General features: G+C 73.8%; 20 protein-coding genes. 3 read left to right on the forward strand and 17 right to left on the reverse strand.

Translation table 11 applies throughout. The features are described from left to right. Positions 1-35 precede the first annotated feature (35 nt). The 12 genes from MF672_RS43245 to MF672_RS43305 all read right to left on the reverse strand — a co-directional run bounded on the left by MF672_RS43245 (position 36) and on the right by MF672_RS43305 (position 13658). On the reverse strand, positions 36-773 hold the full coding sequence (locus MF672_RS43245; RefSeq protein WP_242377185.1) for an NADPH-dependent F420 reductase: 738 nt from the start codon (positions 771-773) through the stop codon (positions 36-38). Beyond that, positions 770-1879 carry an LLM class flavin-dependent oxidoreductase gene (locus tag MF672_RS43250; protein ID WP_242377183.1) on the reverse strand — a complete coding sequence of 370 codons (1110 nt, stop codon included), beginning with the start codon at positions 1877-1879 and terminating at the stop codon, positions 770-772. The genes MF672_RS43245 and MF672_RS43250 overlap by 4 nt, the downstream gene beginning before the upstream one ends. Positions 1880-1883: 4 nt before the next feature. Then, positions 1884-2447 carry an NADPH-dependent FMN reductase gene (locus MF672_RS43255; protein WP_242377181.1) on the reverse strand — a complete coding sequence of 188 codons (564 nt, stop codon included), beginning with the start codon at positions 2445-2447 and terminating at the stop codon, positions 1884-1886. Between the two features lie 325 nt (positions 2448-2772). Then, the gene (locus MF672_RS43260; protein ID WP_302893372.1) at positions 2773-3195 is read right to left on the reverse strand and encodes a winged helix-turn-helix transcriptional regulator; all 423 of its coding nucleotides are present in this window, start codon (positions 3193-3195) and stop codon (positions 2773-2775) included. 80 nt (positions 3196-3275) lie between these two features. Further along, positions 3276-4148, reverse strand: a complete 873-nt coding sequence (locus MF672_RS43265; RefSeq protein ID WP_242377179.1) for an aldo/keto reductase — start codon at positions 4146-4148, stop codon at positions 3276-3278. A gap of 197 nt (positions 4149-4345) precedes the next feature. After that, a complete protein-coding gene (locus MF672_RS43270; RefSeq protein WP_242377177.1) occupies positions 4346-5431 on the reverse strand; it encodes a DNA alkylation repair protein in 1086 nt (361 codons plus the stop codon). A gap of 62 nt (positions 5432-5493) precedes the next feature. Then, positions 5494-6102, reverse strand: coding sequence for a MarR family winged helix-turn-helix transcriptional regulator (locus MF672_RS43275; RefSeq protein WP_242377174.1), 609 nt, complete (start codon positions 6100-6102; stop codon positions 5494-5496). A 4-nt stretch (positions 6103-6106) separates the two neighbouring features. Further along, positions 6107-7117 carry a hypothetical protein gene (locus tag MF672_RS43280; protein ID WP_242377172.1) on the reverse strand — a complete coding sequence of 337 codons (1011 nt, stop codon included), beginning with the start codon at positions 7115-7117 and terminating at the stop codon, positions 6107-6109. Positions 7118-7156: 39 nt separating this feature from the next. Further along, on the reverse strand, positions 7157-8932 hold the full coding sequence (locus MF672_RS43285; protein WP_242377169.1) for an NAD+ synthase: 1776 nt from the start codon (positions 8930-8932) through the stop codon (positions 7157-7159). 32 nt (positions 8933-8964) lie between these two features. Continuing rightward, positions 8965-10482, reverse strand: a complete 1518-nt coding sequence (locus tag MF672_RS51905) for a BTAD domain-containing putative transcriptional regulator (protein ID WP_308210638.1) — start codon at positions 10480-10482, stop codon at positions 8965-8967. A gap of 49 nt (positions 10483-10531) precedes the next feature. Continuing rightward, positions 10532-12361 carry a sensor histidine kinase gene (locus MF672_RS43300; RefSeq protein WP_242377166.1) on the reverse strand — a complete coding sequence of 610 codons (1830 nt, stop codon included), beginning with the start codon at positions 12359-12361 and terminating at the stop codon, positions 10532-10534. A gap of 94 nt (positions 12362-12455) precedes the next feature. After that, entirely contained in the window at positions 12456-13658 is a 1203-nt protein-coding gene (locus MF672_RS43305) for an MDR family MFS transporter (RefSeq protein ID WP_242377164.1), read from the reverse strand. Positions 13659-13717: 59 nt separating this feature from the next. Between MF672_RS43305 and MF672_RS43310 the strand changes: the two genes are divergently transcribed. Next, a complete protein-coding gene (locus MF672_RS43310; RefSeq protein WP_242377162.1) occupies positions 13718-14680 on the forward strand; it encodes a DUF5937 family protein in 963 nt (320 codons plus the stop codon). A gap of 32 nt (positions 14681-14712) precedes the next feature. Here MF672_RS43310 and MF672_RS43315 read toward each other — a convergent pair whose 3' ends face one another. Then, entirely contained in the window at positions 14713-15735 is a 1023-nt protein-coding gene (locus tag MF672_RS43315) for a terpene synthase family protein (protein ID WP_242377160.1), read from the reverse strand. Positions 15736-15755: 20 nt separating this feature from the next. Next, positions 15756-16301, reverse strand: a complete 546-nt coding sequence (locus MF672_RS43320) for an EF-hand domain-containing protein (protein ID WP_242377158.1) — start codon at positions 16299-16301, stop codon at positions 15756-15758. A gap of 186 nt (positions 16302-16487) precedes the next feature. On the opposite strand from MF672_RS43320, the gene MF672_RS43325 reads away from it, so the two are divergent. Next, positions 16488-17849: a glutamine synthetase family protein gene (locus MF672_RS43325; RefSeq protein WP_242377156.1), complete on the forward strand. Its 1362-nt coding sequence runs from the start codon at positions 16488-16490 to the stop codon at positions 17847-17849. A gap of 62 nt (positions 17850-17911) precedes the next feature. Here the strand turns inward: MF672_RS43325 and MF672_RS43330 are convergent, their stop codons facing one another. Then, positions 17912-19849, reverse strand: coding sequence for a S8 family peptidase (locus MF672_RS43330; RefSeq protein WP_242377154.1), 1938 nt, complete (start codon positions 19847-19849; stop codon positions 17912-17914). 166 nt (positions 19850-20015) lie between these two features. Further along, the gene (locus tag MF672_RS43335; protein ID WP_242377244.1) at positions 20016-20642 is read right to left on the reverse strand and encodes an AAA family ATPase; all 627 of its coding nucleotides are present in this window, start codon (positions 20640-20642) and stop codon (positions 20016-20018) included. 441 nt (positions 20643-21083) lie between these two features. On the opposite strand from MF672_RS43335, the gene MF672_RS43340 reads away from it, so the two are divergent. After that, positions 21084-21797, forward strand: a complete 714-nt coding sequence (locus MF672_RS43340; protein ID WP_242377152.1) for a PaaI family thioesterase — start codon at positions 21084-21086, stop codon at positions 21795-21797. Between the two features lie 61 nt (positions 21798-21858). Here MF672_RS43340 and MF672_RS43345 read toward each other — a convergent pair whose 3' ends face one another. Beyond that, the gene (locus MF672_RS43345) at positions 21859-22713 is read right to left on the reverse strand and encodes an alpha/beta hydrolase (RefSeq protein WP_242377150.1); all 855 of its coding nucleotides are present in this window, start codon (positions 22711-22713) and stop codon (positions 21859-21861) included. Between the last annotated feature and the right edge of the window lie 19 nt (positions 22714-22732).

Below are 22732 nucleotides of genomic sequence, written 5' to 3' on the forward strand. Positions count from 1 at the left end.
TCCTCCTCGTCGAGGTGGTGTCCGCACATTTGAGTTCATTTCTTAGACTCAGCCTCGGGGTGCAACGCTCCGCCGTCCGGGGACCTTCCCCGCCGCGCGCGGAGCACCTCGCGCCCGCGCGCCGAGCCGGGGAAACGGGCGAGCACGGCACGCAGCTCGGCCGCGCCCACGTTCGCGCCGAACGCCTCCGCCCCCGGCTCCAGCCGGACGCCCTCGGCGAGCGGGCCGGCGACCACCGGGTCGAAGCCGAGCGCGTCCACGACCGAGGCGACGACCTCGACGTCGGCCGGATCGTCCCCGGCCACGGCGATCGCCGCGCGGCCGCCGGCGCCGGCCGGCCGGGCGCCCTCCTCGAGGTCGTGGTAACCCATGTGGTTGAAGGCCTTGACCACCCGGGCCCCGGACAAGAACGCCTGGACGGTCTCGCTGGAGGACGTGCGCGGGTCGGTGAGGTCGTCGCGCGTCCCGTCGACCTCCCGCCAGTGGTTCATCGCGTCGATCACCAGCTTGCCCCGCAGCTCCCCGGCGGGGACGTCGCGGTACCTGCCCAGCGGCAGGGCGAGCACCACGACGTCCGCCCCGGACGCGGCCCGCGCCGCGCTCACCGCCGTCGCGCCCGGCGTGACGACCTCGGCGATCAGCGAGATCCGGGCGGCGTCGCCGGAGCCCGCGATCAGGACGCGGTAGCCGGCCGCGAGCGCGAGACGGGCCAGGACGGTGCCGAGCTTGCCGGCCCCGAGGATGCCGAGGGTGCGGACGTCGCCGGGCCTCATGCCCGCTCCGCGTCGCGGGAGGCCAGCAGCTCCCGCACCCGCGGCGCGACCTCGCGGCCGAGCAGCTCGATGGTGCGGGCGCGGGCGTCGCGGGGGAGCCGCATGATGTCGTACTTGAGGTCGAAGCGGCTCAGGCGCAGCTCGCGGGCCACCCGGGCGATCTTGCGGGCCACCGTCTCCGGCGACCCGACGAACAGCGCGCCGTGCTCCAGCTCGGCCTCGTAGCGCCGCCGGTCCGGCGCGTGGAAGCCGCGCTCGGCCGCGAGCGCCGCCACCACCGGCTGCCAGTACGACCACCAGGTCTCGACGGCCTCCTCGTCGGTGTCGGCGACCAGGCCGAGCGAGTGCTGGCCGATCGGCAGCTCGGCGTGGCCGAAGCGGCCGAGCGCCGTGAGGTACAGCGCGACATGGTGCGCGAAGCGCCGCGGCTGCCCGCCGATGACGGCCATCATGAGGGGCAGGCCGTGCCGGGCGGCCCGCACCACGGAGTCCGGGCTGCCGCCCACCCCGATCCAGGTCGGGATGCCGCCCGGCCGCATGCGGGGACGCAGCCGCTGCCCGGTGAGCGGCGACCGCACCGTGCCCGACCAGGTCACCCGCTCCTCGCGTTCGAGCCGCAGGAACAGCTCCAGCTTCTCCTCGAACAGCCGCTCGTAGTCGGCCAGGTCGTAGCCGAACAGCGAGAAGGACTCCGTCGCCGAGGCCCGCCCGAGCACGATCTGGGCGCGGCCCCCGGACACCGCGTCGAGGGTGGAGAACTCGTGGTAGAGCCGGACCGGGTCGTTGGTGCTCAGCACGGTCACCGACGTGCCGAGCCTGATGCGCCGCGTGGCGGTGGCGATCGCGGCCAGCAGCACCGGCGCGGCTGAGTCGGTGTGGCCCTCCCGGTAGTGCTCGCCCACGCTGAAGACGTCCAGGCCCGCCTCGTCGGCGAGCCGGGCCTCCTCCACGAGCAGGCGCACGGTCTCGGCGTCGCCGAGCAGGCGGCCGCCGTCCGTCGCGACCTCGCCGAACGAGTTGAGCCCCAGCTCGAACGGCGGCCTGCCGAGGTCCACGGTTCCTCCCGCTCCGTCCTGGTCCTGGCCGGCGGTGTTCGGCGTCGTCACGCGGTCAGGCGGCACGGCGAAGCGGGGCCAGGGCGCGGCTCCAGGCCACGACCTCGTCGAGCATGGTCGTGAGCGCCGCCACCTGGTGGTCGCCGGCGGCGAGCCTGCTGAAGTCGCGGAAGTCGGTGAACAGCGACAGGGCCACGTTGGTGCGCACGTCGGCCAGCTTGAGCTCGCCGGCGATCAGCCGCAGGTGCTCGGCCGCCCGCGCGCCGCCGACGCTGCCGTAGGACACGATCCCGAACGCCTTGTGGTTCCACTCGGCGAACAGGTAGTCGATGGCGTTCTTCAGCACGCCCGAGGTGGAGTGGTTGTACTCGGGCGTCACCATGACGAAGCCGTCGTAGGAGGCGATCCTGGCCGCCCACGCCTTGGTGTGCTCGTTCCGGTACTGGCCGTAGGCCGGCGGCATGGGCTCGTCCAGGTGCGGGAGCGGGTGGTCCAGCAGATCCACCAGCTCGAAGACGGCGTCCGTGCGGCGGGAGGCGTGCTCCAGCACCCAGCGCGCCACCTGCTCGCCGACGCGGCCGGGCCGGGTGCTGCCGAGGATGATGCCGATGCGGATCATGACGGGGGTCCTTTCGGTGAATGCGGGCATGCCGGATGGACATGCCAGGGACGGCGTCGTCCCGTGCTGCGGGGACGCCGAAGAAGCCCGAGGGCGGGCGTGGGGTGGGAAGGGGTGAGGAAGGCGCGGCGCCACGGGGGGCGCGGCAGTTCCTCAGTCGTGCGTGCGGGCCTGGGTCCCGGCCATGCTGATCATCTCCTGTACGTGCGCCGGCGGGCCGGGGCGAGGCTCGCCGCCGGGCTCAGTGCCGTGCCACTACTGAGTACACGCCGATGATCGGTCACTTCAACTGAACCGAGGTCACATCAGGTGAACCGGCCGCGGCTCAGCCGAGATCGCCGTCGTCGTGGCCGGCCGCCTGGTCGAAGGCGTGGCGGTTGGCGCGGAGGGTGTCCTGGTTGTCGGCGGCCCAGCGGGCGAGCGCCAGGACGGGCCCGGACAGCGTGCGCCCGAACGGGGTGACCTCGTACTCGACCCGGGGCGGGATCTCCGCGTGAACCACCCGCTTGACCAGCCCGTCGCGCTCCAGGCTGCGCAACGTCAGCGTCAGCATGCGGCGGGAGATGCCGGGCGCCGTGCGCAGCAGCTCGGTGAAGCGCATCGGCCGCTCCTCCAGCAGGCCGATGAGGATCAGGCTCCACCTGTCACCGACCCGGTCCAGCACGGACCGGAGGATGTCGGGGTCGTGCTCCAGGCACGTCCTGTCCAGCGAACGCAGCACCCTGTCCGCCTCGGTCTGGTGCGACACGGCCCTCGCCTCCTCCGTCCGGTCACCGAAGAGTACATCAGTGACCAAAAGTAACCCCTGGAGGAGCCCGGCCGCGCTCGTCAGCGCGGTGACGAGACCGCCTGCGTCAGCTCGGCGAGGTCCTCGCTCGACAGCTGGAGACCGGCCGCGGCCACGTTCTGCTCAAGGTGCTCCACCGACGAGGTGCCAGGAATGGGCAGCATGACCGGCGAGCGGTGCAGCAGCCACGCGATCGCGAGCTGGGACGGCGTGGCCGACAGCCGGGAGGCGATGGCCTCGATCGGCCCGCCCGGCTTCGCCAGGCCGCCGGTCGCCAGCGGGAACCACGGGATGAACGCGATGCCGTGGGCCTCGCAGTGGTCGAGCACCTGCTCGGCCGAGCGGTTGGCCAGGTTGTACAGGTTCTGCACGGAAGCGATCGGCGCGACGGCGCGGGCCTGCTCGATCTGCTCGACGCTCACCTCCGACAGGCCGATGTGCGCGATCTTGCCCTCGTCCCGCAGCGCCTTCAGCTCGCCGACCTGGTCCTCGATCGGCACGTCCGGGTCGACGCGGTGCAGCTGGAACAGCGCGATCCGCTCCACCCCGAGGATGCGGAGGCTCATCTCGCACTGCTGGCGCAGGTAGGCGGGCCTGCCGACGGGCGTCCACTGGTCGGGGCCCTGCCGGGTGAGCCCCGCCTTGGTCGCGATGACGAGGTCGTCGGCGTACGGGGCGAGCGCGCGCTTCAGCAGCGGCTCGGCGACCAGCGGGCCGTAGGAGTCGGCGGTGTCGAAGAGCGTCACGCCGAGCTCCGCCGCCCGGCGCAGCACTCGCACGGCCCCGTCCGGGTCGGCGGGCGGCCCCCACACGCCGGGGCCGGTGAGCTGCATGGTGCCGTAGCCGAGGCGGTTGACGGGGAGAGCGTCGCCGATCATGAAGCGGCCGGACGCGTCGGCCCTCACAGCAGTCATCGCGGCTTCCCTTCTCTGCTTGCCTGCTGGACGTGCTGGATGCCGGGCGGACCGGAGGCGACCGGTGGCGGCCGGCGGGAACCCGATGCGAGGCGCGGGCTCCGTGCGCCAACCCCAGCCTGCCCAGCGCCCCCGGGCCCTACCTCACGCGGCGGCAAAGCCCCGGCCCGGAGAGGACAAGGGAGGCGTGGCGCGCTTCAAGGGGTGGCGCTGCCCGGGCCGGTCAGGGTGAAGGCGGTGGTCGCGGCGACGCGGCCGTTGAGGATGATGTCGAGCTCGCGCGGGCCCGGCGGCTCGTCCCGGGTGGTCACCGGGCGGAAGGAGTGGGTCTTGCGTACGGTGAAGGTCGCCCCCGGCGCGCCGGCCTGGCGCTGAGTCAGGTGGAACACGCGCCGCGAGCCGGGGCGGCGCACGGCGTACTTCAGGAGCAGCGGGCCGGCGGCGCCGGAGGTGACCGTGACGGTGAAGGCCAGCCTGCCGCCGACGGCCACCGTGCCCGCCTCCAGCGACAGCGCGTCGACCTCGCCGCTGCCCGGCACGGCCCCGACCAGGGCGAGCGCCTCGGGATGACCGGCGCGCAGCAGGCCGCGCACCGCGTGCCTGAGCACCTGCTCCACGTGCGAGCCGCCGTCGGAGCGCCAGCGCGCCAGCAGGCCGAGCGCCACCTCCGGATGGTCCTTGGCCAGGTCGTTGACGTGGTTGGCGACCGAGCGGCGGACGTACTCGCTGGGGTCGTCGCGCAGCCGGTCGAGCACGGGAAGCGTGGGGCCCGGGGTCATCAGCCAGGGCACGCGGGCGGCCCAGGGCAGGCGCGGGCGGCTGCCCTCGGACGCCAGCCGCCGCAGGTGCTCGTCGGGGGACTCCGCCCACCCGAGCATGATCTTCAGGGCGTCGTCGCGGTGACGTTCGAGGAAGGGACGGACGGCGAACTCGCCCGTCGCGTACGGCGTGAGCGCGGCCAGCGTCGCCATCGCCTCCTCCAGGTGACCGAGCCCGTGCGCCGCCGTGTGGTCGGTGGCGGGCCAGCCGCTCCACAGGTCGAGCGCCCCCTGAGAGGCGCACGCCCGCACGACGGCGGCGGCCTCCGGGTACGGCAGCGGCAGCGCCTCGTGCAGCGCGCCGGCCACGTGCCTGACCCGGTCTTTCAGCTCCAGCCCGCCGAGCCCGTCGAGGGCGCGGGCGACGAACCGGCCGCGAGGGAAGGGCGGCCACGCGGCGGCCAGCCCGTCGGCCAGCGCGGACACGGACTGGAGGTTGATGCGGTCCTTCAGAGGTTGCGCCACGCGGACACCCTGCCAGACGGCACCGACAGATCCGGGACGCGGCGGGGGACGGGGCGAGGGGGTCAGGCGATGGTGATGAGGCGGATGAGGTCTTCGCGGAAGCGGTCGTAGTCCTCGACGGCGCCGAGGAGGTCGCCGGAGTCGCGTTCCTTCTCGCGGGCCAGGGCCAGGACGGCGGTGCCCGCGTCGGTGAGCTCGACCAGCATGCGGCGGCGGTCGCGGGCGTCGGAGCGCTTGGCGATGTAGCCGGTGCGGCGCAGGTGCTCGATGGTGCGGCTCATCGTCTGGTCGGTGACCCGGCAGGCGGTCGCCAGCTCCCGCTGCGGCAGCGGGCCCGAGGTGAGGTGGTGCAGGGCGATCAGCCCGGCGTGGCTGAGGTGGTGGGCGGCGAGGAAGTCGTGGAAGCGCCGCTCGACCAGGCGGGCGGCCACCGACAGCAGGCGGCCCACGGGCCAGGAGCCGATGTCGGCGCGCACGTCGTCGGCGGCGTCGGCGACGTACCGCGCGTCGTCGGCCGCGTAGGAGGCGGCGTCGTCGGCCGTGCGGGAGGCGGCGGCGTCGGCCTCGTGGGAAGCGGCGTCGTCGGCCGTGCGGGAGGCGGCGGCGTCGGCCTCGTGAGGTGTGGTGCCGGGCCGCCGGGAGGGGGTGGTCGCCTGTCGTTCCTCCGCCACCCGCTCATTCTTCCAGACGCGCGGGCTCCCGCGGTCGCGCGAGGCGGGCGGCCCGCAGGCCGAGCCACAGCAGCAGGGCCAGCACCCCGACCAGGGCGTACTCGATGGCCGGGATGCGCACCACGGCCGACACGCCGGCGAGGTCGCCGCGCAGGCCGTACACGGCGAGGGCGCCGGCCGCGTACGCCAGCCCGAGCGCCCACCGCACCCCCCGTCCGAGCCCGAGCCCGTGCATCTGGGTGACGACGAACACCCCGAGGAAGCCGAACAGGAACATCGGCCACATCCCGTCGGGGCCGCTGTTCATGACGGCCACGAGCGTGCCGTGCGCCGCCACGGCCAGCTCCAGCGTGACGGTCCACCAGCGGTTGGTGTGGGCCCTGGTCAGGAAGAGGCTGCCCTGGAGGAGCAGCAGGAACATGTACAGGAACCCGATCAGGTGGCCGCTGGTGTTCTCCATCGGGTGGTACCAGAACGTGTAGACCGCCGCCCACGAGAAGAGGTAGCCGTGGTAGCGGCGGGCGAAGGCGACGAGCTCCTGCCGGATCGGCGCGGGCCGGCCGAGGAACAGGCCGCGCCGCCGGTTCTCCATGAGCAGCACGGCCACCAGCAGCAGGATCACCGAGCCCTGGGAGCTGAAGATGGACACGTCCTGCGCGAGGCCGTCGTAGAAGAGCTGGGTCTGCACCTCGTGCAGGGCGATGAAGCCGGTGTTGACGGCGAGCGCGGCCACGTTGAGCCGGTGCAGGCCGGAGGTGTAGCGGCGGACGCGGGTCCGGGCGCGGTGGATGAGCCACCAGAAGATCACCTGGTGGGCGGCGTAGCAGGCCCAGGCCGAGGCCCGGGTCCAGAAGGTCGGCTCGGGCAGCTTCCAGTAGTACCAGGACGCGCCCTGGTCGGGCAGCAGCTCGATGCCGCTCAGCCGCCGGCCGAGCAGCCAGACCAGGCCGGTGAGCACGACGCTCGCGGCCACGCCGGCGGCCAGCACGCGACCGGCCCGCACATCCTTCAGCATGCTGAACATTATGCGAAGTGTTCAGCGTGCTGAACAACCTCAGGAGGTGGACTCCCGCCACCGGTTCGTGATCGGCAGGCGGCGGTCCCTGCCGAAGTTCTTCGGCGTGATCTTCGGCCCCGGCGGGTACTGCCGCCGCTTGTACTCGGCCAGGTCCACCAGCCGGATCACCCGCGTCACCAGCTCGGGGTCGTGCCCGGCGGCGATGAGCTCCTGCGAGCCCATGTCCTTCTCCACGTAGTCGTCCAGCAGCCGGTCCAGCACCTCGTACGGCGGCAGCGAGTCGGTGTCGCGCTGGTCCGGCCGCAGCTCGGCGCTCGGCTCCTTGGAGATCGAGTTCTCCGGGATCGGCCGCTCGGCCTCCAGCAGGAACCCGGCGCAGGTGTGGGCGTTGCGCCAGCGGGCCAGCTCCCACACCATCGTCTTCGGCACGTCCTTGATCGGGGCGAAGCCGCCCGCCGAGTCGCCGTAGAGCGTGGAGTAGCCGGTCGCCAGCTCGCTCTTGTTGCCGGTGGTGAGCACCAGGTGGCCGTTCTGGTTGGACAGCCCCATGAGGATCGTGCCGCGCACCCGGGCCTGGAGGTTCTCGGCGGCCAGGCCCGACAGCTCGATCTCCTTCTCGAACGCGGTGACGATGTCGGCGATCGGCGCGACCTGCGAGCGCACGCCCTGCCGCCGCACCAGCTCCTCGGCGTCGGTCAGCGAGTGCTCGGAGGAGTAGCGCGAGGGCATGAGCACCACGTTGACCCGGTCGGGACCGACCGCGTCGGCGGCGATCGTCGCGGTCAGCGCCGAGTCGATGCCGCCGGACAGGCCCAGGATGACCGAGCGGAAGCCGTTCTTGGCGACGTAGTCGCGCACCGCGAGCACCAGCGCCGAGTAGACCTCGGCGTGCAGGTCGAGCCGCTCGGCGACGGGCGCGGGCTCGGCGGGGTAGGGCGCGACGGGCTCGCCGGACAGCACCAGGCGGTCGACGGTGATCGTCGTGCCGTCGCCCGCGTCGTACGGGAACGCGCCCGGCGCCGCCTCGGAGACCGGCAGGCCGGTCAGGTCCACCACCAGCAGCTCCTCGCGGAACTGCCCGGCCCGCGCGACCAGCTCTCCGGCGCCGTCCACCACGATCGAGTCGCCGTCGAAGACCAGCTCGTCCTGCCCGCCGACCTGGTTCACGTAGACCAGCGCGCAGCCGGCCTCGCGGGCCCGCCGGGCGCACAGCTCCAGGCGGACGTCGTCCTTCTCCTTCTCGTACGGCGAGGCGTTCGGCACCACCAGCAGCCCGGCCCCCGCCTGCCCGACGACGGACACCGGCCCGCCCTCCTGCCAGAGGTCCTCGCAGACGGCGACGGCCACGTCCACGCCGTGCAGCCGGAAGATCGGCAGCCGGTCGCCGCGCACGAAGTAGCGGTACTCGTCGAACACGCCGTAGTTCGGCAGGTGGTGCTTGGCCGTCCTGGCCACCACCTCGCCCTGGTACAGGAGCGCGGCGGCGTCCAGCGGGGCGCCCTTCGGCTGGCCCACGCGCGGCGCGAGGCCCGCGCGGTCCACGTAGCCGGCCACCACGGGCAGCTCGCCGAGGCCCTCCTCCGCCAGCCTGCGCGCCACCTGCTCCAGGGTCCTGATGCCGGCGTCCACGAAGGACGTGCGCAGCACGAGGTCCTCCACCGGGTAGCCGGTGAGGAACATCTCGGTGAAGACGACGAGGTGAGCGCCGCGTTCGGCGGCGTCGCGGGTCCACGCGACCAGCCGGTCCGCGTTGGCGCTCAGGTCGCCTACGGTCGGGTTCGTCTGTGCCAGGGCGATGCGCAGTTGTGCCACGCGACCAGCCTAGTACGCCCCGATTTTTATCGTCAAAGCGACGAAAAGTGCGCTTTCTCGCCAGGTGTCACCAAACCGGACTCGTACGCCGCCATCACGAGCTGCGCCCGGTCGAACAGCCCCAGGTGCTCCAGCAGCGCCTTCACCAGCAACCCCACTTCCTCCTCCGGCAACGACAACGTCTGGCCGATCTGCCGGTTCGTCAGCCCGCGCGCGACGAGCTTCAGCACGTCCAGCAGGGCGTCGGAGAGCCCGGCCAGCGCCGGGGGAGAGGCCGGGTCGGTGCGCCCGGCGAACGCCGAGATCAGCCGGGTCGTCATCGCCGGGTCGATGAGCGCGTCCCCGGCAGCCGCCGCCCTGATCGCCGCCAGGAACTGCTCGGGGGCCGCCGTCTTCAGCAGGAAGCCGCTCACCCCGGCGCGGAGCGCCGCGTACAGGTTCTCGTCGCTGCCGAACGTGGTCATCATCACCACGCGCGGCGGGCGCTCCTCGGCCAGGATCCGGCGGGCGGCGGCCAGGCCGTCCAGGCGCGGCATCTGGATGTCGAGCAGCACCACGTCGGGGCGGACGGCGGGGACGGCCGCGATGGCCTCCTCGCCGTTGGTCGCCTCGCCGGCCCAGGTCACGCCGGGGTCGCTGTCCAGCATGGCCTTCACCCCGGCCCGCACCAGCGCCTGGTCGTCGGCGACGAGCACGCGCAGCACGCCGCCGGGCGAAGCGGGCGCGGACGGGGCGGCGGGCTGGGCGGCGGATTGGGCGGCGGGGACGACGGCGGGGACGACGGCGGGGGCCTCGGGGGCGGGCGGCTCCTCCAGCCGCTGCGCCAGCATGTCGGCCTCCAGCCGCTTCAGCCCGGCCGTCAGGTCCAGCCCCAGCTCGTCCCGCCACACCGCGCGGGCCCGGCGCAGCGCGGCGAGCGCGTCGCCCTGGCGGCCCATCCGGTACAGGGCCACGGCCAGCAGCCGCCACGCCTCCTCGCGCAGCGGGTGCTCGGCGGCGTGCGCCTCCAGGTCGGCCACCAGGGACGTGGCCCGCCCCAGCGTCAGCCCGGCGTCCGCGCGCCGCTCGACCGCGATCAGGCGCAGCTCCTCCAGCCGGCCCGCCTCGGTGACCGCCCAGCTCAGGTCGGCGAACTCGGCCAGCGCCGGCCCGCGCCACAGCCCGAGCGCGGCCTCCATGTCGGCCCACACCTGCCCGGGCGGGCCGTCGGACTTGACCAGGCCCTCGAACCGCCAGGCGTCCACCTGCCCGGTCTCGGCCCGCAGCGCGTAGCCGGGCGGCGCGGTGACCAGCACCTCCGCCTCCTCGCGCGGGGCGCGGCCGGGCTCCAGGGCGCGCCGCAGGCGGGAGACGTAGCCCTGGATGGTGGACAGGGCCTGCGCGGGCGGGTCGCCCGGCCACAACTCGTCGATGAGGGTGTTCACGGGCACGGCGCGGCCGCCGGCCACGAGCAGGCGCGCGAGCACCGCCCGCTGCCGCTGGCCGCCGAGGTCGAGAGGGGCACCGTCCGCCCAGGCTTGGAACGGTCCCAGCGCGGTGAAAGTCAGCATGTCAGGCGTAACTGTAGAGCGAGAACGTGTTCTGGCATATGGCGAATTGTCACAGTGGGAGCTCGGCCTGGACAACGGTGCCTCCTCCTTCGGCGTCCCGGACGGCGCAGGTGCCGCCCAGCTCGGCGGTCCGCTCGCGCATCGAGTGCAGCCCCACGCCGGGGCGCGCGTCCGGCGACAGCCCCACCCCGTCGTCGGTCACGGTCACCCGCAGCAGCGCGCCCTCCCGGCGCAGCGCCACGGCCACGCGGGTGGCCCGCGCGTGCTTGCGCGCGTTGGTCAGGGCCTCCTGGACGATCCGGTACGCGGCCACCTCGGCGGCAGCCGGCAGCCCGGCCAGCTCTCCCGACACCTCGACCGGCGTCCCCGCCAGCTCCTCGACCGCCCCGGCCAGGCCCAGCTCGTCCAGGGCGGGCGGGCGCAGCCCGTAGACGAGCTCCCTGATGTCGGCGCGCACCGCCTCCATGCCGGCGTTCAGCCCGGCGAGCAGGCGCTCGGCGTCGCCGGGCGAGGTGCGGGCGGTGCGGCGGGCGGCGTTGATCGACATGGCCATGCCGGTCAGCGACTGGCCGAGCCCGTCGTGCAGGTCGCGGCGCAGCCGGCGGCGCTCCTCCTCGCGGGCGGTCAGGATGCGCTCGCGCGAGCGCCGCAGCGCGGCCGTCATCCGCACCGCGTGCGCGGCGTCGGCCACGTACGGGACCAGCGTCGCGACCACCCGCTCGTCGTGCGCGGCCGGGAACCTGCGGCGGCCAGGCGGCCCGATCAGCAGCCGCCCGACCGGCTCGCCGTGCCACACCAGCGGCACCGTCCGCGCGGGCGCGGCCCCCATCGTGCCCGAGGCGGTGACGTCGCCGTCCACCTCGACGGCCGCGCCGGTGGCCGACAGGCCCTCGCGCAGCACGTCCAGGGTGGCCAGCAGGCCGTGCAGGGGGTCGGCGTGCTGGAGCCGGTGCCGCAGCCGGGCGGCCAGCGCCTCGGGGACGCCGGTGCTGCCGTACAGGAGCCGGTCCACGCCGCGTTGCAGGCCGCGCCGCATGGGGTGGAAGAACGCGCCCGCGAAGATCGCTGCGGCGATGCCGGCGACCGGGTCCACCTCCGACAGGAACAGCCCGGCCGCGGCGCCGGCGGCCACGTACACGCCGGTGATCACGATCGCCAGCCCGGTGCCCACCAGCGCCCGGCTGATCAGCGTGTCGATGCCGAACAGCCGGTAGCGCAGCACCGCCACCGCGATCGCCGCCGGGATCAGCGGGATCGCCAGGGACGCCGTCCACGCCGCCGCGCCGCCCGCGATCCACGGCACCAGCAGGCCGGGCAGCGCGACCAGCAGCCACAGGAGCTGGCGCCGCTCGACCGCGCCGCCCCGGGCGAAGCGCACCACCAGCGAGGCGAACGCCAGCGCCATCGCGGCCCCGGCCGTCCAGCGCGCGGCCGGGGCGAGGCCGGCCCACTCCAGGGCCGCCCCGGCGAGGGCCAGCCACACCACCGGACGCCAGCGCCGCGACGGCAGCGCGCCGGCCGGGTAGAGCAGCGGCAGCAGCACGCCGAGGGTCAGCTCCAGCACCTGGCGGGACAGCGTGACCAGCCAGGGGAGGCCGGCGCCCGACAGCTCGCCGAGGTTGGCGGCCAGGACGCCGATCGCGGCGCTCAGCCCGCCGGCGCACAGCAGCCACCCGATGACCAGGCGCGGCCTGCTGTGGACGAGGATCGCGCCGAAGACCGGGAAGGCGGTGCCGGCCACGTCCTCGGGAGCGAACGGCAGCGGGGTGAGCGGCGACGGCGGGAGCTGCGCGGTGACCCAGATGTCGGCCAGCTCCAGGGTGACGGCGAGCGTGGCGATCGCGATCGCCGTCCCTCGCGCGAGACTCGCGCGGCGCATCTCACCGCCCTTTCCACCCTTTCGTCGTGTGGTGGAAATTATCGGCGGCCTGCCAACAACCGATCAAAATTTTCTCAACGAGGGCTCGCGGCCCTCAGGCGCGCCGCCGGATCGCCGGGCCGAGGGCCACCATGCCGGCCGCCGACACCACCCCGATAGCGCCGATCGTCCACCACAGCACCCGCGGCCCCAGCTCCAGCAGCGGCCCGCCGAGCAGCGGCGCCAGCGCGGCCGCCGCCGACCAGGCCAGCCCGAACAGGCCCGCGTACCGCCCCCGCAGGTGCGCGGGCGCGAGCGCGGCCACGATGCCGCCCGCGATGCCGGCCGTGACGATCTCGCCCGCCGTCCACACCGCGACCGTGACGGCCAGGCCGAGCGTGCTGGTGACGTACCCGGTCAGCGCGAACCCCGCCCCCATCACCGCGAGGCCCAGCGCGAACGTGCGGGACGGGTCCCGCCGCCCGAGCCAGCCCGACACCAGCGGCTGCACGACCACGATCAGCACCCCGTTCAGCGCCATGGCCAGTCCGTACTGGGCGGCGCTGAGCCCCGCCACCTTGGTCATGGCCACCGGCAGCATGGTCATCGTCTGCGCGTACACCAGCGCGTTGCCCAGCACGACCAGCGTGAACGCCACCATCACCCGGTCTCGCAGCACCGCGCCGAACCCGCCCGCGGACTCCCGCGCCCCCTCGGGCCGCGTCTCGGGGACCGCCCGCCACACCAGCACCGCGAAGACCACGCTGGAGACCGCGTCGATCCAGAACAGCCAGAGGAACCCCATCCCCGCCAGCCAGCCGCCCGCCGTCATGCCGACCGAGTAGCCGAGGTTGATCCCCCAGAACAGCAGCCCGTACGCGCGCGGCCGCTCCCCGGGTGGCACCAGGTCGGCCACCATCGCGCTGGAGGCCGGCCGGTAGAGGTCCATCACCACGCCGAGCACCAGCATGGAGGCGAGGATGGCCGGCAGCGTGGCGCTGTAGCCGAGCGCGAGCAGCGCGGCGGCCGTGGCCAGCATGCCGCCCGACAGCGTGGCCCGCCGTCCGATGCGGTCGGCCAGCGTGCCGGCGAGCGGCTGCGACAGCAGCGACCCCGCGCCGAAGACGCCCATCACCAGGCCCGCCGCGGCCACCGACAGGCCGCGGCTCTGGGTGAGGTAGACGCCGGTGAAGGGCATCACCATGGTGCCCAGGCGGTTGACCACGGTGCCGCCCCACAGGGCCCAGAAGGGGCGGGGCAGCCCGGCGACCTGCGCCCGCAGGAACGACGGCGGCTTCTCGACAGTAGGGCTCGACACGTCTCGAAGAGTGCTCCCGCCGGCTTGGCCGGGCGAACGATTTAGCCCACACTAAAAGGATGTCCATCACCTGGGTGCTGCGGCCGGACGACGTGGCCCGCATCCGCTTCGCCTTCTCCCCGATGTGGGAGCTCGTGGCCAGCCTCCGCACCCTGCGCCGGCCCGCCCGCCAGTCGCTGCACCTGCCCTGGATCAAGGCCGTGCGCCCCCGGCTCGCCGGGCTCGACCTGGCCGAGCTGATGGCGCTCGTGCCCGCCATCGGCTACCTGGCCGACTTCCTCACCCCGCCGCCCGACACGCCGCTGCCCGACTTCGCCGCCGAGCTGGAGCGGGTCAGGCGCACCCCGCCGGAACGGGCCCGCGAGGAGGCCCTGCGGGTCACCGGCACCGACCCGGCCCTGCTCCGGCGCTTCGCCGCCGACCCGGCCGCGGGCGTGACCAGGGTCGCCGACGCGCTGGAGGCGTACTGGGACAGGTGCTTCGCCGAGTTCTGGCCACGCGTGTACGCGCTGCTGGAGCGCGACGTGCTGCGCCGCTCCCGGCAGCTCGCCCAGGGCGGCGCGAGCGAGCTGTTCGCCGCGCTCGACCCGGCCGTGACCTGGACGGGGGAGCGGCTGGTCGTCGACCGGCCCTGGTGCGCGCAGGAAGGGCTGCACGGCGACGGGCTGGTGCTGGTGCCCACCGCGTTCCACTGGCCGTCGGTGGCCGTGATGAGCGCGCCGTACCAGTCGATGCTGGTCTATCCCGTGCTGGGCGTCGGCACCCTGTGGGAGGAGGGCCCGCCGCCCGCGCCCGGCGCCCTCGCCGCGCTCCTCGGCCGCAGCCGGGCGCGGATCCTGCTCGCGCTGGCCGAGCCCGTCACCACCTCGGCGCTGGCCGCCCGCATGTCGCTGACGCCTGGCGCGGTCAGCCAGCACCTCGGCGTGCTCAGCGACGGCGGGCTCGCGGTGGGCATGCGGGTCGGCAAGCAGGTCCTCTACCGGCGCACCCTGGCCGGCGACATGCTCGCCGGCCAGGGGTGACCGCACCCGGGCGCGCGGCCCCCCCACCGGGCTCAGGCGTAGCGCGCCGACTCCAGCAGCCAGTCGAGGTGGGCGCGCGGCGCCGCCAGGTAGGCGCAGGCCACCTTGCTGACGTCGCGCGCCGCCTTGGGCGCGAGGTCGTGCAGCGGCAGCCGCCGGGCCGCCTTGTGCATGTCCTCGCAGCGGCGCGCGATCCGGTCCAGCACCCAGGCCGTCGCCTCCCGCTCGCCGAGCCCGAGCTGGCGCATCGCCAGCACCACGAAGTTGTGCACGTCGCCGCGCTCCTTGGGCCGCGAGGCGACGTCGTTGCACCAGGCGGTGACGTCGCTGCAGGCGTCCACGAGCTGCTGCCACGGCTCCGAGGCGTGCATCCAGGCCGGCACCTCCACCCGCAGGCACGGCTCCACCAGGTCGTACAGGTACGGCCCGACCGTGCCCCTGCGCAGCGCCGGGTACTCCTCCAGCGTCGGCATCCGGCCCGCCGCCCGGTTGTCGGCCTCGGTGCGGCAGGCGTCGTGCTGGCGTTGCAGCCCCACCGCGAACCTGGCCCGCCACCGGTCGCTCATCCGCGCGCTCGTCACCCGCCACAGGTCGGCGAAGGCCGCCTCCAGCGGGTGCCGCGCCCCGCCCTGGAGCAGGCCCTGGAAGACCTCCAGGCGGCACTCGCCCTCGTCCAGCTCGTCGTCCAGGTGGAACAGCCAGGTCAGCCACTGCGCGAACAGCGCCGCCGCGGCCGCGTCGAACTCGGCGAAGGCCCGGCCGGCCATCCGGTGGAAGCCGACGCCGGGGTCGGCCCGCAGGCCGGTGCGCCTGGCCCAGTCGATGACGGCGGCCTCGATGGCGTACACGGCCGGGTGCATGCGGCACGGCTCGGCCATGGCCGGCACCCGCTCGGTCAGCGGCATGAGCGCCAGCGCCGCCGAGCCGCCGCGCCGCGGCAGCGGCATCATCGACGACAGGACCGAACGCAGCGCGGTGCGCACCGTGGCGAACATCGTCGCGGTCACGGTGGAGTGCCCGTCGGCGGCGCCGCCGGGCTCGTCAGTGGTGTTCACGGTCGTGTCCACAGCGGCGCTCACAGCGGGCCGAACAGCCAGTTGCCCGGGGCGTTCGGGTCGGCGCTGCGGTAGAAGTCGGCGGCGGCGGCGACCAGGCCGGCCACGGTCAGCCTGCCCCGTCCCGCCCGGTCCAGCCGGTCGAAGGCCTCGTCCACGTCGTCGTAGGCGACGCCGAACGCGCTCAGCATGGTGCGGAACTCGCCCGGGGAGATCTCGCCGTCCCGGTCGCCGTCGCACAGCTCCGCCACCGCGACCGTCGCCGGGCGGAAGACCGGGTCGTAGTGACCGCCCGTGACGAACGCCGCCGTCATGGCGGTGCGGAAGTCCGGGCGGGCGATGCCGGAGTCGCCGTCGCGTTCCAGCGTCCGCGCCAGCGTGGCCCAGATGCCGTCGAAGCTCTCGACGAGGCTCGCCCCGGTGACCGAGGTGGGGGACTCCCCGAAGCCCACCAGGATGCGCGCCCCCAGGCCGAGCAGGTCCGCACGCTCGACGACCCCGTTGCCGTTGGCGTCGATGTGGTCGAAGGCCCGATCGAGCTTGTGATTGAGCAGGTCGATAGCCACCTTGCCTCCCCCGAGACTGACTGCGTTGATCACAGTAAGACGGGGCGGGGGCTTTGTCAGCGAGGCTCGCACCGGCTAGTTCGCCCGCCCTCGCGCGGCGTCCTCACCGACACCCCCCGTAACCTGTGCGAAACACGGACACGGCATGCTGGTAAGAGACCTGTTCTGTCATCAAGAGGGGATGCCTTGGACCGCCAGCAGGAGTTCGTGCTCCGCACGCTCGAGGAACGCGACATCCGGTTCATCCGGCTCTGGTTCACCGACGTTCTCGGCTTCCTCAAGTCCGTCGCCATCGCCCCGGCCGAGCTGGAGGGCGCCTTCGCCGAGGGCATCGGGTTCGACGGCTCGGCCATCGAGGGCTTCGCCCGCGTCTACGAGTCCGACATGCTCGCCAAGCCCGACCCGGCGACGTTCCAGATCCTGCCGTGGCGCAGCGAGACGCCGGGCGCCGGCCGCATCTTCTGCGACATCCTGATGCCCGACGGCTCGCCGTCGCACGCCGACCCGCGCTGGGTGCTCAAGCGCACGCTCGCCAAGTGCGCCGACATGGGCTTCACCTTCTACACCCACCCGGAGATCGAGTTCTTCCTGCTGAAGAACCGGCCCGAGCCCGGCCAGCGGCCCGAGCCGATCGACTCCGGCGGCTACTTCGACCACACGCCGCACAGCTCCGGCCACGACTTCCGGCGCCAGGCGATCATGATGCTGGAGTCGATGGGCATCTCGGTGGAGTTCAGCCACCACGAGGGCGCGCCCGGCCAGCAGGAGATCGACCTGCGCTACGCCGACGCGCTCACCACCGCCGACAACATCATGACCTTCCGCCTGGTCATGAAGGAGGTCGCGCTGGAGCAGGGCATCTGGGCCTCGTTCATGCCCAAGCCGTTCACCGAGCACCCGGGCTCCGGCATGCACACCCACATGTCGCTGTTCGAGGGCGACCGCAACGCCTTCTACGAGGCCGGCTCCGACTACCGCCTGTCCAAGGTCGGCCGGTCGTTCATCGCCGGGCTGCTGCGGCACGCCGCCGAGATCACCGCCATCACCAACCAGTGGGTCAACTCCTACAAGCGGCTGTGGGGCGGCGCCGAGGCCATCGCGGGCCAGGGCGGCGAGGCCCCCTCGTACGTGTGCTGGGGCCACAACAACCGCTCGGCCCTGGTCCGGGTGCCGATGTACAAGCCGCACAAGGGCGGCTCGACCCGCATCGAGTTCCGCTCGCTCGACTCCGCCTGCAACCCCTACCTGGCCTTCGCGCTCATCCTGGCGGCCGGGCTCAAGGGCATCGAGGAGGGCTACGAGCTGCCGCCGGCGGCCGAGGACAACGTCTGGACGCTCACCAGCGCCGAGCGCCGCGCCCTCGGCATCGAGCCGCTGCCGGGCTCGCTCAACGACGCCATCGAGGTGATGGAGCGCAGCGAGCTGGTCGCCGAGACGCTCGGCGAGCACGTCTTCGACTTCTTCCTGCGCAACAAGCGGTCGGAGTGGCGCGAGTACCGCCGCCACGTCACCGAGTTCGAGCTGGGCCGTTACCTGCCCATCCTCTGACGCCAGCATGCGGGAAGCCCGGCGCGGAGCGGTCCGCGCCGGGCTTTCTCACGTCTCGGGGCCTACTTGTTGACGTGCCGGTACAGGTACACCGCCGCCTTCTTCATGGCGGCGCCGCTCTTGCCCGCGCGGTGCCGCTCGGCGGCGGCCACGGAGGTCTTGAACGTGGTCGCGCCGTGCACCTTGGCCGAGGAGTTGTACACGCCGTGCGCGTAGTTCAGCCACGAGGCCAGCAGCTCGCGGTCGAGCAGCGCCTTGGCGGCCTTGCTCCGGGTGGCGAGCACCTTGTACGCCTTGGTCAGCGTGCCCGCGTCCGTCAGCTCGGGGAAGACCTTGCTGCCGTTCTGCGCCAGCGTGAGGTAGCAGCGCAGCGTGTCGTCGCTGAGCGAGCCCTTGCCGCGCAGCATCTCCCTGGCCCACGCTTTGGCGCTCAGCGGCTTGGTGCCCTTGCCGCGGGAGCAGGTGTCGGGGACGGGCTGCGGGTCGCCGTAGATGCCGGGGTCGACGTTCGTGCTGTGGTCGTCGGGGGAGGACGTCGGGGTCGGCGAGGGGCTGTGCGAGCCGGTCGGGCGCGGGGTGGCGGTCGTGGTCGGCGTCGCGGTGGGGGTCGCCGTCGGGGTGGCGGTCGGCGTGGGCGTCGGGGTGGCCTTGGGCGGCAGGGCCGCGGTCAGGTCGATCCGCTTGGTGGTGACGCCGCCGTAGGTGATGGCCTTGCCGGTGTCCTGCAGCTTGGCGACCCGGCCCGCGTCGCTGAGCTGCGGGTACGCCTGCCGGATCAGCGCCAGCGCGCCGGCCACGTGGGGGGCGGCCATCGAGGTGCCGTTGAGCACGCCGTAGCCGCCGCCGGGCACCGAGCTGTTGATCTGCACGCCCGGGGCGAACAGGTCGAGCAGCCGGCCGCGGTTGCTGAAGCTCGCCACGGCGTCGTTGTCGTCGGTGGCGCCCACCGTCACCGCGGCGGAGACGCAGGCCGGGCTGGAGACGCCGTCGGTGAAGCCGTTGTTGCCCGCGGCGACGACGACGCTCACGCCGAACTGCTTGAGCCAGACGATCTCCTCCTTGAGCGCGCCCGCCGACGGGTCGTCGTCGCAGGGCTGCGTCTGCTTGGGGCCGCCGCCGAGGCTCATGTTGGCGGCGATGACGTTCTGACCGGCGTGCACGCTGTCCACGTACTGCAGCGCGGCCTTCTGAGCGGAGACGAAGGTCGCGAAGCACGGCGCGGCCACCCCCAGCTCCTCCTGGCAGACGGCGCCGTTCAGCCGGGTGAACACCTGGATCGGCAGGATGCCGGCCTCCGGGGCCACGCCGTTGGACGGGGCGCCGGCCGCCTTCTTGCCGGCCGCGATGCCCGCGACGTGGGTGCCGTGGTAGCACTGGTTCTTGCCGTTCACGACGCACGCGGCGGTCTCGGCGTCGGCGGCGCCGGCGCCGACCTGCACCGACTGGCCGTTCGGGCACAGCGGCACGGCCCCGTAGTACGGGTCGGTCGAGGTGGCCGAGAAGCACGCCTCGGCGACGATGCGGCCGGCGAAGAACGGGTGGTCGCGGTCGATGCCGGTGTCGAGGACGGCGATGGTGGAGCCCTTGCCGGTCCAGCCCGCCTCGTTGGCCTTGTCCGAGCCGATCAGCTTGGTGCTGACGTCGAGGCTCGGGAGGCTCAGCCGGTCCTCGTAGACGGCCGCGACGCGGTCGTCGGTCCTGACCTCCTCCAGCGTCGCCTTGTCGAGGGTGGCGACGAGGAAGTCGTCGGAGAGCTTCTTGTCGACGACCTGGACGCCCTTGGAGGCGTCCTCGGTGTCCTTGGCCACGGCGCCGACGCTCTGGCCCTTCTTCAGCTCGATGATGGCGCGGACCTTGTGCCCGCTGCGCACCTCGGCCGTGACGCTCTTGGCGACCTCGGGGTCGCCGGCCGCGGCCTGGGCGGGCGCGGCGGCCGCGAGCGCGGCCGTGGTGGTGACGGCGAGCACGGACGCGCCCGCCAGCAGAGACCGTAGTCTCACTGGACCTCCGGGGGGTAGAGGGGGTCCACGCGCCGGTCGTGCGTGCGGGGGTGCGAGCAGCGCTCAGCGAACCCCGCGTCTCCCCGTGGCCGACGTTGGAACGTTTCCCCGTTGACGTATGAGGCGCAAGCGTACGGAGTGACAGGACAAAACGGTGGGAATGACGTTATTCCGTTATGGGGAAACCACCGCTTACCGGATCTTGGTCGGCCTCGAACAGGATGGCCTCCAGCAGGGCGGCCGTGCCGCGGTCCACCACCCGGGCGGCGGCGGCCGGCGCCGGGTCGCCGTTCCTGACCCGCGCCATCAGCTCCTCCCACCGCCGCCGGTGCCGGGCGAACGTGCGCGCCGCCACCACCCGGCCCCGCTCGCGCTGGCCCGCCAGCGCCGCCTCCGGCGTGGTGTCCAGCAGGAGCAGGTGCAGCCGCGCGCCGTGCCGGCGGGCCAGCCAGTCGAGGCCGCGCAGCACCGACGGCGCGCAGCCGCGGTTGTGCGCGACGACCGACCGGCCGTCCGCCAGCGCCCGGCTGATGCGGCTCAGGTGGGTGGCGAAGACCACCGCCCGCCGCACCGGGTGCGGGGCCCAGGCCAGCCGGCCCGCCCAGTGCCGCTTGGCCTGGTAGGTGTCGATCACCGTGACCGCCTCCCTGGCCACGGGGAGGCTCTCCGCGCCGTCCAGCGCGTACAGCCGGCGCAGCAGCGTCGTCTTGCCCGCCCCCGGCAGCCCGGTCAGGATGACCAGGGACCCGGGCGGGTAACGCACCGTGCCGGTCCGCGCGCCCTCGTCGAGCACGTCCAAGCGATCTTCCTCCCCCGTGTACGGCGACTGTCGGCCTCGCGCCCCTCCAGCCTCGCCGAGCGGGCCGCCCGGCGCGCGCCTCCTGTCCGGCGAATCCGAAGGTCGCTCGTATCAGCCGAATGGTGTGCGGGACGCCGGAAACCCCCGCTAAAGTACTGCCGGACGGCTTGATCGGCCTCACTCCGGGAGCGCTCCTGGAGTGAGGCCGATTTTCGTTGCTTCTGACCCCCGAGTCACTTCCGCGGCATGTGCGGTGCCTAGCGTGCTGACCGGGGGTGGGGAAGTTTCGGACCCCTTCGGGGCGTTACGTGGTGGTGCGGACCGGATGTTAGGACCCCCCGACCTCTGGGTAAAGCGGGTGTCCAGTAAAATCGGTCTGTTCTTTATGGTATTTCAGGACTTCGCGCCCCTTGTGGCGATATGGGAGGGTGTGGCATGACGACGGCTGCCCTGCAGACCGTGTTGACCGTTCCCCGGCGTTTCCGCGGGCCAGAGGGAGTCGCCAACGGCGGCTGGATCGCGGGCACCATGGCGGAGACGCTCAACGGGGGGCGATCAGCCGTCGAGGTCACGCTCCACGCCCCCACGCCGCTGGAGACCGAGCTGCGCCTTGAGCACATGGCCAACTCCGCGTCCCTCTCGCACGGCGACCGGCTGCTCGTCGAGGCCATCCCGGTCGCCGAGGACCTGGAGGGGCCCGGGTTCGTGCCGTTCAACGACGCCGCCCGCGCCGAGGCCGGGTTTGCCGGGCTGAAGGCGCACCCGTTCGCCGAGTGCTTCGCCTGCGGCCTGCGCGAGCCGGGCGACGGCCTGCGCATCTTCCCCGGCCCGGTGGCCGGCACCGACCTGGTGGCGGCCGGCTGGCGGGTGCCGTTCACGGTGGCCGGCGAGGACGGCGTGCCGGCCTCGATCATCGGCGCGGTGCTCGACTGCATCACCGGCTGGGCGCACTTCGGCCCCGGCGAGAGCGCGCTGCTCGGCCGCCTGGCCGTGCAGATCCACCGCGACGTGCACCCCGGCGGCCGCTACTCCGTGGTGGCCAGGCCGACCGGCCGCGACGGCCGCAAGATGTTCGGCCAGAGCGCCATCTACGAGGTGGACGGCACGCTGGTCGCCGCCGGCCGGGCCACCTGGATCGCTCCACGCTGACCCCGCACCGGGTCACCGAGCAGCCGCCCATCCCGCCACGAACGGGGTGGGCGGCGTCGTCTCAGGAGGTGAGCCGGTCCACCACGGTGGCCACCGGCCGCTCGCCGAACAGGATCGTGTAGTGGTTGCAGTCCGGCACGACCTCGTCGCGCAGGCCGGGCAGCCGGGCGGTCCACGGCGCCACCAGGTCGTCGGGGAGCATGCCGGTGTCCTGGTCCAGCAGCCCGCGCGGCGCCCGCAGCAGCCGCAGCGGCGACTTGACGGCCTCCAGCGCCGCCGCGGCCTCGGCCTGCGCGGTGTGCAGCCAGCGGCCGTCCTCCAGCACGGCCGCGGCCACCGCCCGCGAGCGCAGCGCGCCGTCCGGGCCGGTCAGGTCGTAGCGCACGTACCGCTCGACGTCGTCGCTCCAGCGGCCCCTGAAGGCCGGGTGGGCGCGGAAGAAGTCCACGTACGCCTCCGCCGACGGGTACGTCCGCCGCAGCCGGTCCAGCGCCGGGCCGAGGGCCGCGGCCAGCGCCTCGTCCGGGTCCACGCCCTCGGGCAGCGGCGGGAACGGGATGCCGCCGTCCACCAGCACCACGCGGGCGAAGTCGCGCCGGGCGGCGGCCAGGGCGGCCACGTACGCGCCCATGGAGTGGCCGGTCAGCACGGTGTCGCCGGTCGCGCCGACGTGCTCGGCCACGCGGAGGACGTCCTCGGCGTGGCGGGGCAGACCGTACGGGCCGGGCAGCCCGGCGCTGTGGCCCCGGCCGCGCAGGTCCATGGCGACCAGCGTCCAGCCGGCGGGCAGCCGGCGGGCCACCGCGCCCCAGGCCATGAGGGAGGCGGTGATGCCGTGGACGGCGATGATCAGACGGGGGCCGGTCCCGGCGCGGGCGACGCGCAGCCCGTTCACGTCCTCGAAGTGGAAGCTCATGACGGGATCCTAGGAACTC

The organism is Actinomadura luzonensis, assembly GCF_022664455.2.
Lineage (GTDB): Bacteria > Actinomycetota > Actinomycetes > Streptosporangiales > Streptosporangiaceae > Nonomuraea > Nonomuraea luzonensis.

What these genes read in the sequence shown, in the direction of transcription:
- MF672_RS43340 (WP_242377152.1), top strand. Translation starts at nt 21,084, where the DNA reads ATGACGACGGCTGCCCTGCAGACCGTGTTGACCGTTCCCCGGCGTTTC.
- MF672_RS43255 (WP_242377181.1), bottom strand. Translation starts at nt 2,447, where the DNA reads ATGATCCGCATCGGCATCATCCTCGGCAGCACCCGGCCCGGCCGCGTC.
- MF672_RS43310 (WP_242377162.1), top strand. Translation starts at nt 13,718, where the DNA reads ATGTCCATCACCTGGGTGCTGCGGCCGGACGACGTGGCCCGCATCCGC.
- MF672_RS43245 (WP_242377185.1), bottom strand. Translation starts at nt 773, where the DNA reads ATGAGGCCCGGCGACGTCCGCACCCTCGGCATCCTCGGGGCCGGCAAG.
- MF672_RS43265 (WP_242377179.1), bottom strand. Translation starts at nt 4,148, where the DNA reads ATGACTGCTGTGAGGGCCGACGCGTCCGGCCGCTTCATGATCGGCGAC.
- MF672_RS43345 (WP_242377150.1), bottom strand. Translation starts at nt 22,713, where the DNA reads ATGAGCTTCCACTTCGAGGACGTGAACGGGCTGCGCGTCGCCCGCGCC.
- MF672_RS43280 (WP_242377172.1), bottom strand. Translation starts at nt 7,117, where the DNA reads ATGCTGAAGGATGTGCGGGCCGGTCGCGTGCTGGCCGCCGGCGTGGCC.
- MF672_RS51905 (WP_308210638.1), bottom strand. Translation starts at nt 10,482, where the DNA reads ATGCTGACTTTCACCGCGCTGGGACCGTTCCAAGCCTGGGCGGACGGT.
- MF672_RS43300 (WP_242377166.1), bottom strand. Translation starts at nt 12,361, where the DNA reads ATGCGCCGCGCGAGTCTCGCGCGAGGGACGGCGATCGCGATCGCCACG.